Consider the following 17,871-nt stretch of genomic DNA (forward strand, 5'->3'; position numbering starts at 1 on the left):
CGCTCTCGAGAACACGTAGGATCGTGAACCATTAAGGGGGAAAATATTGACCTCTGGCTCGCCTTGAATTGTGAAAGGAGCTCACTGCATGAAATTTTACAGTATTCGTTCTCGCCTAATCTGGTTTTTGCTCATTGCGGTCACCCTGCCGCTACTGCTGTCGATGACCATGACCTTCGTTCTCACCAAGCACTCCTTGCGGGAGCAGGCCACACAAGAAAATGAGCGGCTTATTTTTCAGGGAATTACGAATTTGGATAACTATTTACAGGGTTTGAATCGCGCGTCCATCGGAGTCTATAATGACCCTCATTTTCTGCGTAATCTGGCCAAAATCCCGGATGATTACCGGGCCGTCGCTGAAATATACACCACTCTGCAAACGATGATGAATGCTACGTCAGGCATTGACCAGGTGTATTTGCATTCTTTTGAGGCCGGGCAATCTACGCTGATTACCAGCACGGTTCCTCTACGGGAATTCCGGCTGGAGCCCTTTACCGGTTTTATTCATTATGGGCCTTCCGGACTGTTCATACAGCCCACGCATATGAAGCATTTGTACGGCTTTTCGGCGGTTTCCTATGCGGAGCACAGCACAGAGCAGCAAGTATTTACACTTCATCGGGCGATTCGGAACATTCCTGCCTCAGAGACGCTTGGGGTACTGGCTATAGATGTTGATCTGGAGCCGCTGCGCAGTATTTGCCGTCAATTGTATGATGCGGATACAGAGGAGCTGTTTTTGATCGATCGAAACGGAACGATCATATATAGCGGAAAAGAAGCATCAATTGGAACACACTGGAAGGAATCTGACCTGCTCAATCGAATTTCTAAAGAAGGCGAGCACGGAGTGATTGAGGATGATACAGCACTGCACGTGTACGGCAAGCTGGATGCCAACTTGTCAGGCTGGACACTCGTCAAGAAAATTCCACATCGTACGCTGTATTTACGGGCTACCCGCCTGACTCAGATCAATGCGGTCATTACAGGCGCAGCATTGCTACTTGCCATTGTTGCCACGTTATGGATTTCGATAAAAATCACGGCACCTATTAAGCGACTGACTCGTTACATAAACCAGATTCAGTCCGGTCAACTGGATGTAGACATTCGGGCCATGAGTAACGATGAAATCGGAGTACTGTCGCGCCGTTTCAGACAGATGATGGATACCATCAATAACCTCATTTTGCGGGAATACAAGCTGGAGCTGGCTAACAAGACACATCAATTGAAAGCGCTTCAGGCACAGATTAATCCTCACTTTTTATATAATACGCTACAGTCTATTGGAACCCTGGCTCTACAGCATGAGGTGCCGCGAATTTATTCGCTGCTCTCTTCCCTTGCCAAAATGCTGCGCTATAATATGAGGGACCATACGGTCGTTACACTTAAGGAAGAAGCCGAACATGTAAAACAATATCTTGATTTGCAAAAGGAACGCTTCGGTGAGCAATTAGAAGTCACTTACCAGTGGGAGGATGAGGTCCTGAATGATCGGGTGCCTAAAATGATTCTCCAACCGTTGGTGGAAAACTACTTTAAGCACGGTGCCGATCCCCGGCTGGGGCCCGGTGAAATTCGCATTACAGGCAGCCGAATCCGGGAAGGCATTGTGAAAATAACAGTGGAAAATAACGGAACTAACATTCCACAAGCCGAGTTGGAGCAACTCCAGCATATGTTAAAACGTCCGCTAAAAGCCTACGAGGAGCCAGACACTAGCGAGCAGGACTCCATTGGCCTTCGTAATGTTCTATTGCGTATTCAGCTTCACTCGGAGGATGGTTCTAACACCCTGTGCGTAGACAACATTCTGCCTCATGGTGTCCGGTACACACTCGAAATTCGCACGGAAGCCCATACGGAGATTCATATTAAGGGAGAGTGATCTGTCAATGAAAGTCCTGATTGTGGATGATGAGAAGCATGTGCGCCATGCCATACGGATGCTCGTACATTGGGAAGCTTGCGGTGTGAGCGAGGTGATTGAAGCCGAGTCGGGCGATCAGGCGATTGAGGTCATTACCGCCCTTTCCCCACCCGTTGTACTCACGGATATGCGGATGCCCGGCAAGGATGGGATAGCACTGATGGAGTGGATTCAAGTCAATTCCCCAGCAACCAGAGTCGTGGTGGTCAGTGGCTATGATGATTTTGACTTGGTTCGACAGGTCATCCGCCGGGGAGGCATGGACTATATTCTTAAGCCCGTGGATCCAGTGGAGATTAACGAGGCTGTAAAAAAAGCCACTCAAGCCTGGCGGACAGCAGAGCAAGACCGGAACAGGCAGACGATGCAGGCCATGGAGGTCAATCGGATGAGGCCACACTATGCTGATAAGCTCCTGACTGAAATCGTTTCCGGGATAGCGAATACCCCTCTTTCCATTACGCCCTTACGCGAGGAGCTACGTCTTCCCGCAGCTATTCAGATATGTAATGCAGCTGTGATGAGTACTACTCAGCTGGATGCCGATATACTGGACAAATATAAAACGCGGCGTGCGCTTTTGAGCTTTTCCCTCACTAACATCTGCAACGAATTTCTCGGAACTTCTCAAACCGGAGTTGCATTCCGTCATCTGGAGCGTATGGACGAAATTATTCTGCTATATTGGGGCGATCCATCTCGTTGGTCAAAGCTCTTGCAGGATATTCATACAGGAATCAAAACCGCTTTGCGGTGCTACATGCACATCGGGGTTGGCTCTTTTGGTGCCTTTCCCATAGCGGCAGCCACTGCCTACCAAGAGGCAAGGCAAGCGTTGTGGAAACGGGATGTGTTGCAAGCCGACTGGATGCACCAGAGTACCCAGACACGGCAGAGCATTCGTCTTCCCCAGTTACCTGACATGGAAGAGGAACTACGGCTTAGTGCGCTCAGCTGTAATGCCAGTCGTGTGTCTATAGCGGTAGGCCGCTGGATAGCAGCCGTAGCCGAGTTGCCTTCGGTTACAGCAGAGCAGCTAGCCAGTTGGAATCAAGAGCTGGACTGGATGCTGGCCCGCTGGTTGAATGACAGACCTGGAGATACCGATGGCGAGGAGATGGCAGATGAGTCCGGCTCCATTCATGCCTTGCCGGTCGACAACCGCGGCATGCTTTCGTTGCCCTTATGGCAAAGACAGGTCGAAAACCGACTGCTGGCAGCCGGTCAGGCACTTACACCAAGCCATAGTCCAAACAACCCGACCATCCGTGATATTGCCCGCTATCTGGATGCACACTACGACGAGGACATTTCTCTACAGGATATGGCGAGCCGCTTTTACCTCAGTCGGGAATATATTTCTCGTAAATTCAAGCAGGAGTACGGGGTTAATCTGTCGGACTATTTGTGCCAGATCAGGATGGGCAAGGCAAAGCTATTACTGCTGAATGACAAGCTGCGCCTTCATCATATTGCCGGTATGGTCGGTTATCAGGATGAAAAATATTTTGGCAAGGTGTTCAAAAAACTGGAGGGTGTCACGCCTGGCGAGTTCAGAAGACGCCATTCTGCAAATCCTCAGCCGTTATCGCATACAGCACGTGATCTTCCCACACACCATTAATCTTCAAGTAGTTGAGAGCTAGCCCTTCGCGGCGAAATCCTGCCTTTTCCATCACTCGATTGGAAGGCGTATTTCTTGGCATCACTCCAGCTTGAATACGGTGTAATTCCAACTCATTCAGGGCGTAGCGTACAATATCCTTCACTGCGGAAGTAGCATAGCCTTGTCCGTGGTAAGCAGGATCTACAAAGTAGCCCAGATTGGCGTTTTGAAAGGGGCCTCTAGCGACACCCGACAGCTCTATTCTGCCAATCAGCTTATTATTTTCCGGCAAAAAAAGTCCAAACGTATATCCCTGTCCGGCTTGTGCCGCTTCCAAACCGTTGGAAATCAGACGCGCCTGTTCTTCCAGGGTAAAGTAAACTTCAGGCCGTTCTGGCTCGAACGGTTTGAAAAAATCAAAATTTTCACGTCTGATCTCTAATAAACGTTCTGCATCATTTACTTGCAACAGTCGAATCTGTAGCCCCGGATGGGTTGACTCCATCAAAATCGCGCCATTAGCTCCATGTAACATTGTCAGTTTCCTTCTTTCTCAGTTATTCCTATATTATTGTGTTCACGGTCACAAGACAGGAAAATACCCCAGGTGCATGAGAGCAGCCTAGGGTATCTCCGTCATTCAAAATTTAGTCCGTAACAGGCATCCAGCCTGGAAGGGTCGTCAACGCACCCCACAGGTAGTCAGGAATGACTAGCTCCTGCTGGGCTTGCTTGGATAAGGTCGTGCGAATGGTATCTTCTGTGCCGTTTTGCACCTTCTGAACCCATTGCGGCTCCATCAAAAGTGGACGTCCCAGCGATACAAGCGGTACACCTGTCTCCAGTGCTGCAAGCGCCTCGTCCGGTGTATTCAGCGATCCGACTCCCATAATCGGCACACGGTTACCTACCTTCTCATGGATGAGAACGGTACGTGACCGTTCGTCACTACGGTCACGGAACGAACCACCGAAGAAATGATTTACGGAAATGTGCAGGTAATCCAGCCCTTGATCCGCCAGACGGTCTACAAGCACCATCGTATCATCCAGCGTGATGCCTGGCGTGTGTCCTTCCTCAGGAGACAAGCGGTATCCGAAAATGAATGGCCCCTTTGCATGTTCTGCGATCACTTTCTTCACTTCGTGAACAATCGCCAGCGGGAAGGTCATTCGTTTTTCAACACTTCCTCCCCATTCATCGGTACGAAGGTTGGAGTGCGGGGAGAAGAACTGCTGCACCAGGTAACCATTCGCTCCGTGCAGCTCCACACCATCATAGCCTGCTTCAATCGCGCGGCGAGTTGCTTCGCCATAGGCGCGAATGACGCGATGGATATCGTCGGATGTCATTTCACGCGGCACAGGTGCGCCTTCTTTTTCCTCAGCTACTGCGCTTGCACTAATCGGTTGTCCGTCTGGAATCTGATCCGGTGGACACAGGCGGCCACCATGATAAATTTGCAGGATCGCTTTCGCGCCCTCCTGATGAATCGTATCCGCCAGACGGCGCAGGCTAGGAATCATTTCATCCTTGTCCGCACCAAACTCATTAACAAATCCTTTACCATCTGGAGTTACATACACACAAGCGGTAATAACTGCGCCCACACCACCTGAGCGTTCACGGTAGTATGCCAGTTCCTCGTCACTCACTTCACCATTTTCGTGGGAAGCAAAGTTAGTCATAGGTGCCATGGTAATACGGTTCTTCAACGTAACACCGGATGGCAGGGTAAAAGCTTCAAATAGAGAATTATATTTTGGGTTCATTCTTTCTCTCTCCTTCAGTTAAATCAGATCAGATAATATAAGGCTGTTGAGCATGAAGCCAAATACGAATTCGATGTAGTTTTCCTCCATAACGACTCAAACTACTGTTGCTTACTTAAATACAGTGGTTATAATAACCACAGTATAATGATCCGCAACTATAAAGTCAAATCTATCCTTTCTGACCATCCCTAAACTGTTCGAAAAAGCTGAACCGTAGCCACTTGGCACAAGCCACTAACAAAGCTTAATGCTTCCCGGTTGTGCTTTTCTTCTCCTCCCGGCGGGAAAACCAAGTCGCGAGCAACGAGCCGGAAATATTATGCCACACGCTAAAAATCGCACTCGGTACAGCAGCAATCGGGTTAAAATGAGCTGCTGCCAGCGCAGCACCCAGTCCGGAATTCTGCATTCCCGTTTCCAGCGTAACAGCTTTACGCTTGGAAAGATCCATGCCGAACAGCTTGGCAAACCAATATCCAAGCAGGAACCCGATTCCGTTATGCAAAATAACCACACCAAAAATAATCGGACCTGTCTCCAAAATCTTGCCTTTACTGCCTGCAATCACAATAGCCACGATGAGCATAATCACCAGTGTTGATATGAGCGGCAGCGCCTGGACACTGGCTTCTGCCTGCTTGCGAAATAGCGATTTGACGATAACACCCAGCACAATCGGGACAATAACCACGATCAGAATATCCATGATCAGCGACTTCGCATCAATATTCATCCAACGTCCAGCAAGCAGGTTAATCATCGCCGGGGTAGCCAGTGGAGCAATCAGCGTCGACACCGAAGCAATCGATACCCCCAACGCCACGTCGCCTTTGGATAAAAGCGTCATTACGTTGGACGCAGTTCCACTCGGGCAACAGCCAACCAAAATGACACCTACCGCAATATCCGGTGGCAACTGCAATACTAATGCCAATCCAAAGGCCAGAAACGGCATAATCAGATAATGCCCGACCACACCAATAGCCACATCCACTGGACGCCGGAATACTTCGCGAAAGTCAGCCGCAGATAAAGTTAGCCCCATCCCGAACATGACAATGCCCAGAAATAACTGTATGTATCCTTTCAACCCTGTAAACGCCGCAGGAAAGAAAAATCCCAAGCATGCAAATAAAAGTACCCAGATGGAAAAGGTCCCTCCTACAAATTTCCCTACTTTCTCCAATCTATTCATTCAACTTATCTCCTTACTTCTATATAAGTTGAATTTGAGGAAATACAGCTTATATAGTGCTTAAAATTTTTATCATTGTACTACATATGACTGCATATACATACCACTTTTTATGATTATGCCGGGATCAAGAAACTTTTACCGTTCCGACATATTCGAAAGTAAAATGGGTATATTCATAGTAGAAGATTGTGACCAGTCAGTCATTTTGGATCATCATTCGTTGAGGAGGAGATATCCCAATGTCACGAAGCCATCCGTATAAATGGTGGAATATTATTGTATTTATTGCTGTCGTTTTCATTAACTTTCTGGCTTCTACACTTCCTATCGGTGGCAGAAGTACTGCTGCTGTATCCAACATGTACCCTACCTTGATCACCCCAGCGGGTTACGCTTTTTCCATCTGGTCGGTCATCTACGTGCTGCTCGCCTGCTTTGTTGTGTATCAAGCTACACCTACAGGACAAGCCAAGACAAGCGTTCAATCCATCGGTATTTTTTTTATTCTAGGCTGTCTTTTCAATATCATCTGGATTTTCCTCTGGCAGTATGTATACGTAGAACTGTGCGTCATCGTTATTATTTTATACTTGCTTTCCTTGGGCGTCGTGTATGTACGTACCCGCACACCTCAGCCAACCCGCGGAGAAATGTGGTTCGTCAAGCTACCGTTCAGCCTCAACCTCGGTTGGGTATCCGTTGCTACTATTATCAATATTGCAGTGGCACTGGAAAAGAATGAATGGAGTGGCTGGGGACTCAGCGATACGACATGGGCGATCATTATCCTGCTCATCGGCACCATATTGGCGATCATGGTCAGCTTTCCTTATCGTGACAGCATTTATCCTCTCGTATTTGTATGGGCCTATGTCGCCATCGCCGTCGAGCATCCGAACCATGAAAATGTACGGCTGGCTGCATTGATCTTGGCAGCAATCATTCTGGTGTACGCCCTATGGCTATTCTTTGCCCGTAATCGAGACCGGGATTAAAGAAACTATTGATATCTACTAGCAAAAACAAGCGAGTTCGGGTCTGAATCATCTAGCCCAAGCTCGCTTGCTTTGTTTATTCATTTTATCCAATATGATTAGGTATAGACTTTGATCAAATCTATAAGCTTGCTTGTTGAGTGATCTACACCGGGTACAGACTATTCGCCCTTCAATGCAATGACTTCAATCTCCACCAGTGCATCCTTAGGCAGACGGGCTACCTCCACCGCACTGCGTGCTGGATAGGGTTGCTCAAAGAAAGAACTGTACACCTCATTGACGCTGACAAAATCGTTCATGTCCTTCAGGAATACAGTCGCTTTCACAACCTGGTTCATGTTGCTGCCTGCCGCTTCCAGAATGGCTTGTACGTTGCTCAAGGACAGGCGTGCCTGCTCCTGTACATCCTTACCAAACTCACCTGTTGCCGGATTCAGTCCAAGCTGTCCCGAAGTGTAAATAAACCCGCCTGCCTCTACCGCTTGGCTATAAGGGCCGATAGCACCGGGTGCTTTTTCAGTAGCAATTGTTTTTTTCATATGGGTTGGATTCTCCTTCCTGATACTGGTTCACCGTATTATAGCATGTGAAGTCCAAAGCCACTATTCCGTGCGACGGATTAACGCACTTGATGAATTAGAGATTACGATCGATGTGCCGCAAAACATAAACTACCCATAAAACACAAATAACGCCGCTGCTGCCCGAATCATCGGGCAACAGCGGCGTTATTATCATTTTTAATCCTAGACGTGGTTTTACACGTTTACATCCGTACCCGTTCCTGAACCAGTTTCCTCAACATCGGATGTTAGTTCCGCACCGATGACCCGAATAATGTCGTTCGGATAAATATGTACACCGCTCGCCTGCGCAAGAGCGATCCGTACCATGGCTCGTGCGATGACCGAAGCCGGGATGGCACGGTAGGAAGCCAGCTTGCCTGTCATCAAGCCGTCCAGCGCCTTCATGACAACAGCGGCAGCGGCTTCGCCCAAACGTCGTTCAGGTCTCGCGCCCAAGATTAGCGACGGACGGAACAAATGCAGCGCAGACAGCCCGATAGCGGCAAGTGCCTCTTCAGCCTCACCCTTGGTGCGATTATAAAACACGCGTGAATCCGGATCGGCGCCCATCGCAGAGACCGCAAGCATCTGTACCGCTCCAGCTTCTTTGCCCAACTGAGCTGTCAGCACCGGGTAGTCCAGATCCACCTGACGGAACTGCTCCTTGGAGCCTGCCTTTTTCATCGTTGTCCCAAGGCAGCAAAAAACATCATCCACCCCTTCGAAGGCGAACGCCGCTTTCTGCGGCTGTTCCCAATCGATGAGCACCTGCTCCAGCTTGGGATGCTTGATGTCCAACGGACGTCTGCCCATAACCATGACGCGGTTGTATTCCTTTTGCACCAGCAGCTCTCGTACAACATAACCCCCGACAAGCCCTGTTGCACCCACAACGACCGCTTTACGTTCCATGATAGACCTCCTTTGTGCCATAACGCTCCTGCTCCTACAATTGCGATTAGGTTAATTTAAAGGGTTGTTCGTCCGCCTCCTTGCTTTTGGACGGACACATCGGTAGGTACAGGGAAAATGTACTTCCATTGCCCTCCTCACTCTCCAGACGGATAAACCCGCCCAACAAGCGGGAAAAATCACGGCTGATGGACAATCCCAACCCAGTTCCTCCATATTTACGATTAATGGAACCGTTCGCCTGCTGGAATGCCTCAAAAATAACGTGTTGCTGAAGCTTGGAAATGCCGATGCCCGTATCTTTTACAGCAAATACAACCCAATCTCCCTCCTGTCCCTTTCGATCCAGATGTTGTGTACTGATTTCCAGCAATACACGTCCTTCATGAGTGAACTTAAAGGCATTGGACAACAGATTACGCAAAATTTGCTGTACTCGTTTGGAATCGGACCGAATTTCATTCGGTATAGGCTCATGCTCCTTTAAGCTGAATTCCAGGTTTTTATCCTTCGCAGTGACTTCAAACTGCATCATCATCACCTGCGCAATTTCACGCACATTGACCGGCTCACTTACGATTTCCATGTGTCCAGCCTCGACCTTGGACAAGTCTAGAATGTCGTTGATCAGTTGGAGCAAATCATGCCCCGAGGCATAGATGAGATCGCTGTACTGGTATAACTCGTCCTCATCCAGTTCCTTTCCCTGCTCGTTGATAATCTGCGCCAGGTTAATAATGCTGTTAAGAGGTGTACGTAACTCATGCGACATCGTTGCCATAAAATCCGATTTATATTGGGAAGCCATCATCAGTTGCTTGGCACGTTCCTCTAGAATGACCTTTGTCTTCTGCAACTCATCTCGCTGCTCTGATAACAACTCATTCGCCTGCTTAATCTGATGATTCCGCTGTTGCTCCATCTGAAAGTCCCGTAAAATCAGAGCAAATAGAAAACTGAGGACGATGCCGATTGGCAGTGTCAGAGGAACAACCTCCGCTACATAATAGCGCCAGGGAATGACGCCCAGGCAGGCTATATTTAACGTATTTACGATATTAACCGCTAAAATGGTCACCGATGCCTTGATAATCAGACGCCAGGTGGAACGCCGCATCCAGTAGTTCAATCCGGCGCACAGGACGCCCAGAATGCTCATATTCAAAAAGCCGACCCACGCCGCCATATGCAAACCGAAGGTAAATCTCGTAAGTCCGATTGCGACCCCAATAATAATAAGCGTATAGGAGCGGGGATACACCAATGCCGCGATAATCAGCGGTACAAAACGCAGATCAAAAATAACCGTTTCACTAAAGTTAAAACCAAAGCAAGAGCTGACCCATCCGCCAAATATCACTAGCAGCACGGAGCTGACATATTTGAACCGCGAAGAGGTACGACTCAAACCATATTTATAAATCACGTTCGCCACATAGGCAACGGCAATCAGCATCCCTAAATTCATTAAAAACATCATTGAAAATTGCATGGACTCACACTCCCATAGCGCAAAAAATTGGATGCCAGGCCTATGTTAACCGCGTTTGCCTTTCTTGTACATCATAACATGAAGCCCCATCTTTCGACATGTCAAAAGATGCTCAGCTCCCTATATAAAAAAGCGAACCTCAATGGCTCGCTCTAATGTGCTGATACCTATAGAATCAGCTTGTGATGCCTTTGTTCCGGCGCCACTCCTTGACAAATAATTCGGCAAAATAAGGGTCCCATTGGGTTCCCTTTCCCTCCTCCAATATCATAACCGCCTTCTCTTCCTTCATACCTTGCCGATAGGGGCGATTAGACGTCATTGCATCATAAGCATCCGCTACAGCAATGATTCGTCCAAATAAGGGGATATCTTCCCCAGCGAGCTGGTCAGGATATCCTTTGCCATCATAACGTTCATGGTGCGAGCGCACGCCAGGCAAATAAGGGGCCATAGCATAAGCCGGTTCAACTTGCCGGAGAATGCTCTCCCCCATAACCGGGTGCATTTTAATCTGATCAAACTCCTCGTCCGTCAGCTTGCCGTCCTTGAGTAGCACAGCGTCAGCCACGCCGATTTTACCGATATCATGCAGCAAGGCTGTTTTGCGCAGCAAATCGAGGTCCGCCTCATTCAAACCTCCCTTGCGCCCAATGAGTACAGAGTATTCAGCTACACGCAAAGAATGTCCTGCGGTATAGGCATCTCGTGCATCCAGTGCTGCCGCCAAGGTGGCGAAGTAACTGTCCAATAGCTGACCGTTCTTTTCTTCCCGTTCCTTTAGGCCCTCAATCATCATGTTAAATCCTTCGACCAGCTCCGCAAATTCATCCGAATACAAATCGCTGGCATTACTGTTCAGGCGGCCTTCCTTCACTTCATTCATTTTTTCCAGCAGGTGGTGGATCGGCTGTTCGATCTCACGGGTCAGCAACCTGCCTCCCAGATAAGCAAAGGCTACACCAAAGATTAAAATCGCACCCGCCCATGCCCAATAGGAACTAGAATTCGCCGCCTCCAAACGTTCCAAGCGAATCTGTGTAGCTAAACAAAATAAAAATAAAGGAAAAGCACCAATGAGCGTCGCACTTAACTGAAATTTATGCCGAAGCGATAGCAGGACTCGTCCTCGCAGGGACAGGCTCAATCCATATTGCTGGTAGGTTCGATCCCGAATTTCCTCCAGCAGTGGTTTGATTGCTCTCATGGTCAGGAAAAATTCAACCAGTGCGTGCATGGAAGCGACCAGACAAGCTCCTATACAGGCGATTCCTACATAATAAAAGGGAAAAGTAAGTTGTCCAGTATGTATCATCCATAACGCAATGACGGTTGCCGGGATAGAGAAGCCTAACAAATGCGGTCCTACAATACGTAAAACTGACAAATTAGGCAGATGATGAACCCGGATATACACCGCTTCTACATCCTTGAGTGTTTCCTGGTTACCTAGAAAAAAACGATGAACCGGTCTCAAATGGACTCGAAACACTATGGTTTCACAAGCAATCATAATAACACTGGAAAATGCAATAATTTTAACAAGACCCCAAATTTCATGGTGGGCTACATTTAAGGTGGAAAATACAAAAATCATACCTACCAACAATACAGCGATAAACGAACCTATAATATAGTTCAGGATAACATGCTGAATAAAGCGCTTATAGGTCGGCAAATTGCTACCCCTCTTTTCATCCGTACACTCTAAAATATCTTGTGTATTCAATATCGGAGTCCAACCATCAAAAGTTTACCTTCTTGCTTGAGCATTTTACAATACGAAGACGGCTTTTAGTCTGCAATTTATAGATGGGAAATCATGCTATTCTTAATTAAGAAACCAAACACACCTTGTGTTTTAGATATATTCCTGCTATACTATTAAAGTATGTATTAACCCCATAAGATTCCACGCAACAAGCTATTACTCCTAATCACCGTATGGAGCTTCTCCAAATTTTATGTATAACCCTAATGTAGAATTTTGAGCTTTTGCCGAAGATTTTCACATTCACACTGGCGCGGTCATCGGAGCCGCAAGGACGAAAGAGAGGTAGGGCTTTTGTCGTTTGGAAAATGAACAGTGGAATCACACTGCCCCTTATGAACATGCTGACCATATATTGCAAGGTAGCAGGGGTTGAATATATATTATGCCATCAAACGATGAAGTTTGGGCAAGCTGTGCAGTACATGCAAACTGCACCCATCCTCCGGATGATCCCCGGGGGATTTTTCATTTTACGGAAACCGTATCATGAACAAAAAAATGACCCCGTCGATACATCGACAGGGCCTATAGCTTGATCAAAAAGGGGTTAATAGGGTCATTATAGTCTCGCTTTCTTAAAACTAAATGATATGCACCTTAAAAACTCATTAATTCTCCAGTTTTATATACCTTTTAATAATTCGTCCAATATTCTGTACCATCGGTCGGCATCGTTTGCGTAGTGGAACGTCTTGTTTCGGCTTGAGTGCGCCTTTGGGTCGAGGGACGCTCCCATCCTTCCAGTAAAACAACATGTTGGGTACCCGAATTGTTTTCCCAAGTGATGTAGCGCTCCTGTTCCATATGTCGCAAGGCGACTGTAATTTCAGCGTCTCGCTTGCCCGTTTTTACGGTCAATTCCGCCATTGTAGGCATGTGGCGATGCTGGGCGAAATAATTATACAAAATACGTAGCAGCTTTCGTTCCAAATCTGGCAACATCGTCTTCCCTCCTACAAAGAACATATGTTCCCATTATAACACATAAAAATGCACCCTCCTACTGGAAGATGCACTGGGCTTGTATTCCCATGTTGAATTCAGCTTTTTTCCTTCTCTTGACGACCGACAGAGCGCAGCCACCAAGCGACTCCACCAACACTTCCAAGTGCCAGAACCGTTAAGAAAATAATATAGAACAAATGAAATGCACGATCACTCATGGCAATCGCCTCCCTTACTTTATGTATACACTTTCCAGCTAAGCCTGTAAACCTCTTTTTGATCCCACATTCTAAATTTCCCCAAGAACTCGACAATAGATACTTGCTTGAGATCCATCGGTGCATACTAACTAAAAATGGTTAATACCAAATATGAGACAGACCAAGGAGGTTATCGAATATGAAATTCCTATTGATCGTGATCATCGTCGTGCTGATCGTTGTGTTGCTTATGAGAAGACGCAGATAAGCGGCGACATCCTGCATGGTTAAAAAGGAATACAAAAAGGGCTTTCGGCACATCACCGAAAGCCTTTATTCATATGAGGTTAGGGCTAAATTACGCCTTGTTCTTCTTGCTATATTTAATAAAAGCAATTACAAGCGCTACAGCAAACAATATTCCGCTGACTACCCATGTTGTCAGAAATGCCATACCCAAACCCACATTAGACCCCATCGTCGGGTGCTGCATGGCAGTAAACACCGAGCCCTGCATCATAAATATGGTACAGAATAAAACAACGGGCGCCAAAATAATCGTGCTTGCCGTCTTCCGACTACCAGATACTGCGATCACGCACAGAGCGGAAATCACCAAGATTACCCAATATATAACTGCTTCCCAAATCACTGAAGTGCCCACTGTTCAACCTCTTTTCTATCCATTCGTATATGCCTCTTCTATTGTAACAGACGTCACACAGTGAACCAAGCCATAATTTGATCAGAAAAGGGGTAAACTCTGCGAATAACGTAAATAATGTACAGTAGCAATCCTACATTAAAGACAGGAAAGGAAATGATTCCATGAGAAGTGCAAGCCCTTTTGTCATTGTAAACGACGTGCAGCAGTCAATTGACTATTACCAATCGGTTTTAGGCGGAAAAATCAAAGTGCTAAACAAGCAGGAAGGCAGACTCTTGCACGCTGAACTTCACCTGGGTAGCAGTCATATCCATTTTTCGGATTCCTACGGTAAGCCGCTGAAAGCACAGCATGTACAAATCATTCTCGACTGTGAAAGTGAGGACGAGCTTAAGCAGGCTTACCACGCACTAGCAGAAAAGGGTACCGTTACCGTGGAGCTACAAGATACTTTCTTTGGTGCGCTGCACGGCGAAGTAACAGATCACCTCAACCAGATTGGATGGGTGATGAACTATTTTAAGAGATGATCACGTTCAGCTATAACCGAATACGTCTTATAGCCACCATCAACGTTCCTCACCCGATAACCGTATTGGATCAAAATTCGGGCCGCAATATAGCCTCGCAGACCAACTTGGCAGGATACCGCGATCTCCAGATCACTAGGGATTTCCGCCATCCGCTCTCTAATCTCGGCCAGAGGAATATGAATCGAACCTGGAATGGCTCCTGCCTGTAGCTCCACTGCATCCCTAACATCAATAATAAGACCACCCTTTCGGTGAAAATCATCAACTTCATGCCACTGTATCGTTTGGACCAGCCCATCCATGATATTCGAAGCCACGTAGCCAGCCATATTCACAGGGTCTTTTGCTGAAGAATAGGGAGGTGCGTAAGCAAGTTCAATATCAGCCAGTTCTCGGACGTTCAAATGACCACGAATAGCCGTCGCAATGACATCAATTCTTTTGTCTGCTCCATCAGCTCCAACAGCCTGCGCCCCATAGATCATCCCATTCTCGGGATTAAAGAGCAGCTTCATAGCGATGGGTGATGCGCCAGGATAATAACCAGCATGCGAACCGGGATGAATATGAACAGCCTGATAAGGAACACCCAGCCGCTGTAATGTTTTTTCATTATTACCTGTAGATGCTGAAGTCAATGCAAAGGTCTTAATGACGGATGTTCCGAGCGCCCCATCATAAGAAATTGTCTGACCGTTAATATGATCCGCTGCCAAGCGCCCCTGACGATTGGCTCCCCAAGCTAGCGATACCATCGTTGCAAACCCATGATTGCGGTCCTTGACCTGGATGGCATCCCCCACCGCATAAATGGCCGGATCGCTGGTTTGCAGTTGGGCGTTAACCTGGATGGCGCCGCGAAAACCAAGTTCCAATCCGCTTTGCTTGGCCAACTCATTTTCAGGAACAACACCGATCGCCAGAATAACCATGTCCGTCTGAAGCACACCCCCGGAGGTCAAACGAAGTTGTGCACCCTGCTCTTCAAAAGCCGTGACTCCTTCCTCTAAACGCACCTCCACCCCGTTCAGTCTCATATGCTGTTCTACCAATTTAGCCATTTCAGGGTCCAGCGGATTCAATAATTGTTGTCCCATATCAATAATAGTTACTGCAAGTCCACGCTCTCGCAAATTCTCGGCCATCTCCAGCCCAATAAATCCGGCCCCGATCACCGTGACATGCTTTGGATGTCTTTCATCTACATATGCCTTAATAACGTCCGTATCATGAATATTTCTTAATGTAAATAGATTCATAGCTTCATGTAATCCGGGAATGTCCGGTATCATCGGTTTGGCTCCCGGCGACAATACCACAATATCATATGGCTGCTCATCTGTTTCCCCTGTAACCATATCGCGGAAATGGACGAGCTTCTGCTCCCGGTCTATTTGTATCACTTCTTTCAGTACCCGCACATCTATATTAAAACGGTCTCTTATCCCTTGAGGTGTTTGGAGAAACAGCTTCTCTCGCGCAGGGATTACCCCGCCAATATAGTAGGGAAGGCCACAGTTCGCAAAAGAAACATGCTCTCCGCGTTCAAACAGAGTAATCTCGTCTTCCTCATTCCATCTACGCAATCTCGCAGCAGCAGAAGCTCCACCTGCTACCCCGCCAATAATAACTATTTTTCTACCCACTTCTTCCCCTCCTTATATACCCTATGGGGTATAATATATACCTATGGGGGTATGTTGTCAACACGCAAAAAAAGACGGAGGTTGCCCCCCGCCTGATCAACCCTGAACGAATACCGATCTGGGTCGAAAAATCACTTGCGATGCTACACGAATGCTCTGTCACACTTAGTCTAAGAAGAGTCTACTGCTACTACTGCTGGCTGGCCGCGATCGCCTGCTCCAGATCATACAATATATCGTCTATTGCTTCTGTCCCGACAGATAGGCGTAACAGCTCCGGTTTGACTCCGGCAGCAACCTGTTCTTCCTCATTCAACTGCTGGTGCGTTGTGCTTGCCGGATGAATAATCAAAGACTTGGAATCACCTACATTCGCCAAATGAGAAAATAGCTTTACATTCGCAATTAGCTTGCTTCCCGCCTGGCTTCCACCTTTAATACCAAAGGTCAGGATTGCTCCTTGTCCTTTCGGCAAATACTTTTGAGCTAATGCGTAGGACGGGTGGCTCGGCAACCCGGTGTAGCTTACCCACTCCACATCCTTGTGGCCTTCGAGATATTGCGCTACCTTCAAGGCATTTTGACTATGTCTTTCCAGCCGCAGATGAAGTGTCTCCAAGCCTTGAAGCAGCAGCCATGAATTGAACGGAGAAATGGCAGCTCCCAAGTCCCGTAGCAATTGCACCCGTGCCTTGATAATATATGCGATAGGTCCCACCGCCTCGGTGTAAACAACTCCGTGGTAGCTCGGGTCCGGCTCAGTCAGCCCCGGGAAACGACCATTCGCTTTCCAGTCAAACTTGCCGCTGTCCACGATCACCCCACCAATAGACGTACCGTGTCCGCCAATAAACTTCGTTGCCGAATGCACGACAATGTCCGCTCCGTATTCAATAGGACGCAATAAGTAAGGACTTGGGAACGTGTTATCCACAATCAGCGGAATACCATATTCGTGCGCAATCGCCGCTACTGCTTCCACATCCAGCACATTGCCCTGTGGATTGCCAATCGTTTCGGCAAAGATGGCCTTCGTTTTATCCGTAATGGCATGGCGGAAATTCTCTGGATCATCCGATTCGACAAAATGCACCTTAATACCCAATTTGGGCAGTGTGGTAGAAAACAGATTATATGTACCGCCATACAGGCTGGAGGCTGATACAATTTCATCTCCAGCTCCCGCAATGTTCAGAATGGAGAAGGAAATCGCCGCCATTCCCGAAGCTGTGGCCAACGCGCCAGCCCCGCCTTCCAGTGCGGCAATCCGTTGCTCGAACACATCCGTGGTCGGATTCATCAGACGCGTATAAATGTTGCCGAATTCTTTCAGCGAGAACAAATCAGCCGCATGCTCGGCATCCCGAAATCCATATGAAGTGGTTTGGTACAACGGAACGGCGCGGGAAAAGGTAGTAGGATCAATCTCTTGTCCGGCATGGACAGCGAGAGTTTCGAATGACAGCTTGCGTTCTTCTGACATGATTATTTCCTCCCTTGTTATACGTGCTGTATGAATCGTCTCTTCCTGTATGCGTAGTCATGGATGATTTTTCAATTATTCTCGCACAAAAAGAACGATTTGGGAAGATAATTCTCATTATTCAGGTAGGA

The 17,871-nt window shown here is 47.5% G+C and carries 16 protein-coding genes; 4 read left to right on the plus strand and 12 right to left on the minus strand.

Annotated elements, in window-relative coordinates:
• Window positions 1-88: 88 nt before the first annotated feature.
• Together ACEN8J_RS19620 and ACEN8J_RS19625 are read left to right on the plus strand one after the other, a co-directional pair.
• The gene (locus ACEN8J_RS19620) at window positions 89-1,903 is read left to right on the plus strand and encodes a sensor histidine kinase (protein WP_165148068.1); all 1,815 of its coding nucleotides are present in this window, start codon (window positions 89-91) and stop codon (window positions 1,901-1,903) included.
• A 7-nt stretch (window positions 1,904-1,910) separates the two neighbouring features.
• Entirely contained in the window at window positions 1,911-3,569 is a 1,659-nt protein-coding gene (locus ACEN8J_RS19625; protein ID WP_039270352.1) for a response regulator, read from the plus strand.
• Here ACEN8J_RS19625 and ACEN8J_RS19630 read toward each other — a convergent pair.
• From ACEN8J_RS19630 to ACEN8J_RS19640, 3 genes are all read right to left on the minus strand, one after another.
• On the minus strand, window positions 3,499-4,086 hold the full coding sequence (locus tag ACEN8J_RS19630; protein ID WP_029515993.1) for a GNAT family N-acetyltransferase: 588 nt from the start codon (window positions 4,084-4,086) through the stop codon (window positions 3,499-3,501). The genes ACEN8J_RS19625 and ACEN8J_RS19630 overlap by 71 nt on opposite strands.
• A gap of 112 nt (window positions 4,087-4,198) precedes the next feature.
• A complete protein-coding gene (locus tag ACEN8J_RS19635) occupies window positions 4,199-5,323 on the minus strand; it encodes an NADH-dependent flavin oxidoreductase (protein WP_029515994.1) in 1,125 nt (374 codons plus the stop codon).
• A gap of 247 nt (window positions 5,324-5,570) precedes the next feature.
• On the minus strand, window positions 5,571-6,521 hold the full coding sequence (locus ACEN8J_RS19640; RefSeq protein ID WP_029515995.1) for a bile acid:sodium symporter family protein: 951 nt from the start codon (window positions 6,519-6,521) through the stop codon (window positions 5,571-5,573).
• Between the two features lie 242 nt (window positions 6,522-6,763).
• Between ACEN8J_RS19640 and ACEN8J_RS19645 the strand changes: the two genes are divergently transcribed.
• Window positions 6,764-7,519, plus strand: a complete 756-nt coding sequence (locus tag ACEN8J_RS19645; RefSeq protein ID WP_029515996.1) for a TspO-related membrane protein — start codon at window positions 6,764-6,766, stop codon at window positions 7,517-7,519.
• A gap of 161 nt (window positions 7,520-7,680) precedes the next feature.
• On the opposite strand, the gene ACEN8J_RS19650 is transcribed toward ACEN8J_RS19645, so the two are convergent.
• The 7 genes from ACEN8J_RS19650 to ACEN8J_RS19680 form a co-directional block, all read right to left on the minus strand.
• Window positions 7,681-8,061 (minus strand): RidA family protein, encoded by a 381-nt coding sequence (locus ACEN8J_RS19650; RefSeq protein ID WP_013308546.1) that lies wholly within the window; start codon window positions 8,059-8,061, stop codon window positions 7,681-7,683.
• 219 nt (window positions 8,062-8,280) lie between these two features.
• Window positions 8,281-9,000 carry an NAD(P)H-binding protein gene (locus ACEN8J_RS19655; RefSeq protein ID WP_340884207.1) on the minus strand — a complete coding sequence of 240 codons (720 nt, stop codon included), beginning with the start codon at window positions 8,998-9,000 and terminating at the stop codon, window positions 8,281-8,283.
• Between the two features lie 46 nt (window positions 9,001-9,046).
• Entirely contained in the window at window positions 9,047-10,492 is a 1,446-nt protein-coding gene (locus ACEN8J_RS19660; protein ID WP_029516000.1) for an ATP-binding protein, read from the minus strand.
• Window positions 10,493-10,667: 175 nt separating this feature from the next.
• Window positions 10,668-12,170: an HD-GYP domain-containing protein gene (locus ACEN8J_RS19665; RefSeq protein ID WP_342425589.1), complete on the minus strand. Its 1,503-nt coding sequence runs from the start codon at window positions 12,168-12,170 to the stop codon at window positions 10,668-10,670.
• A gap of 729 nt (window positions 12,171-12,899) precedes the next feature.
• Window positions 12,900-13,208: a hypothetical protein gene (locus ACEN8J_RS19670; protein ID WP_029516002.1), complete on the minus strand. Its 309-nt coding sequence runs from the start codon at window positions 13,206-13,208 to the stop codon at window positions 12,900-12,902.
• A gap of 98 nt (window positions 13,209-13,306) precedes the next feature.
• Entirely contained in the window at window positions 13,307-13,429 is a 123-nt protein-coding gene (locus ACEN8J_RS19675; protein WP_274386362.1) for a hypothetical protein, read from the minus strand.
• Window positions 13,430-13,769: 340 nt separating this feature from the next.
• Window positions 13,770-14,075, minus strand: coding sequence for a hypothetical protein (locus ACEN8J_RS19680; protein WP_238794843.1), 306 nt, complete (start codon window positions 14,073-14,075; stop codon window positions 13,770-13,772).
• A 164-nt stretch (window positions 14,076-14,239) separates the two neighbouring features.
• Here ACEN8J_RS19680 and ACEN8J_RS19685 point away from each other — a divergent pair, with 164 nt between their 5' ends.
• Complete coding sequence (locus tag ACEN8J_RS19685; protein ID WP_029516003.1) at window positions 14,240-14,608, plus strand: VOC family protein; 369 nt, start codon at window positions 14,240-14,242, stop codon at window positions 14,606-14,608.
• Here the strand turns inward: ACEN8J_RS19685 and ACEN8J_RS19690 are convergent.
• Together ACEN8J_RS19690 and ACEN8J_RS19695 are read right to left on the minus strand one after the other, a co-directional pair.
• A complete protein-coding gene (locus tag ACEN8J_RS19690) occupies window positions 14,593-16,257 on the minus strand; it encodes a CoA-disulfide reductase (protein WP_495593873.1) in 1,665 nt (554 codons plus the stop codon). The two genes, ACEN8J_RS19685 and ACEN8J_RS19690, sit on opposite strands and share 16 nt — an antisense overlap.
• A 190-nt stretch (window positions 16,258-16,447) precedes the next feature.
• A complete protein-coding gene (locus ACEN8J_RS19695) occupies window positions 16,448-17,740 on the minus strand; it encodes a homocysteine synthase (RefSeq protein ID WP_495593874.1) in 1,293 nt (430 codons plus the stop codon).
• Window positions 17,741-17,871 lie beyond the last annotated feature (131 nt).

The sequence above is a fragment of the Paenibacillus sp. Paensp38 genome (genome assembly GCF_059491915.1).

Excerpts from the sequence above, each read along its gene's own strand:
- ACEN8J_RS19620 (WP_165148068.1), top strand. The coding sequence starts at position 89 with ATGAAATTTTACAGTATTCGTTCTCGCCTAATCTGGTTTTTGCTCATT.
- ACEN8J_RS19625 (WP_039270352.1), top strand. The coding sequence starts at position 1,911 with ATGAAAGTCCTGATTGTGGATGATGAGAAGCATGTGCGCCATGCCATA.
- ACEN8J_RS19630 (WP_029515993.1), bottom strand. The coding sequence starts at position 4,086 with ATGTTACATGGAGCTAATGGCGCGATTTTGATGGAGTCAACCCATCCG.
- ACEN8J_RS19635 (WP_029515994.1), bottom strand. The coding sequence starts at position 5,323 with ATGAACCCAAAATATAATTCTCTATTTGAAGCTTTTACCCTGCCATCC.
- ACEN8J_RS19640 (WP_029515995.1), bottom strand. The coding sequence starts at position 6,521 with ATGAATAGATTGGAGAAAGTAGGGAAATTTGTAGGAGGGACCTTTTCC.
- ACEN8J_RS19645 (WP_029515996.1), top strand. The coding sequence starts at position 6,764 with ATGTCACGAAGCCATCCGTATAAATGGTGGAATATTATTGTATTTATT.
- ACEN8J_RS19650 (WP_013308546.1), bottom strand. The coding sequence starts at position 8,061 with ATGAAAAAAACAATTGCTACTGAAAAAGCACCCGGTGCTATCGGCCCT.
- ACEN8J_RS19655 (WP_340884207.1), bottom strand. The coding sequence starts at position 9,000 with ATGGAACGTAAAGCGGTCGTTGTGGGTGCAACAGGGCTTGTCGGGGGT.
- ACEN8J_RS19660 (WP_029516000.1), bottom strand. The coding sequence starts at position 10,492 with ATGCAATTTTCAATGATGTTTTTAATGAATTTAGGGATGCTGATTGCC.
- ACEN8J_RS19670 (WP_029516002.1), bottom strand. The coding sequence starts at position 13,208 with ATGTTGCCAGATTTGGAACGAAAGCTGCTACGTATTTTGTATAATTAT.
- ACEN8J_RS19675 (WP_274386362.1), bottom strand. The coding sequence starts at position 13,429 with ATGAGTGATCGTGCATTTCATTTGTTCTATATTATTTTCTTAACGGTT.
- ACEN8J_RS19685 (WP_029516003.1), top strand. The coding sequence starts at position 14,240 with ATGAGAAGTGCAAGCCCTTTTGTCATTGTAAACGACGTGCAGCAGTCA.
- ACEN8J_RS19695 (WP_495593874.1), bottom strand. The coding sequence starts at position 17,740 with ATGTCAGAAGAACGCAAGCTGTCATTCGAAACTCTCGCTGTCCATGCC.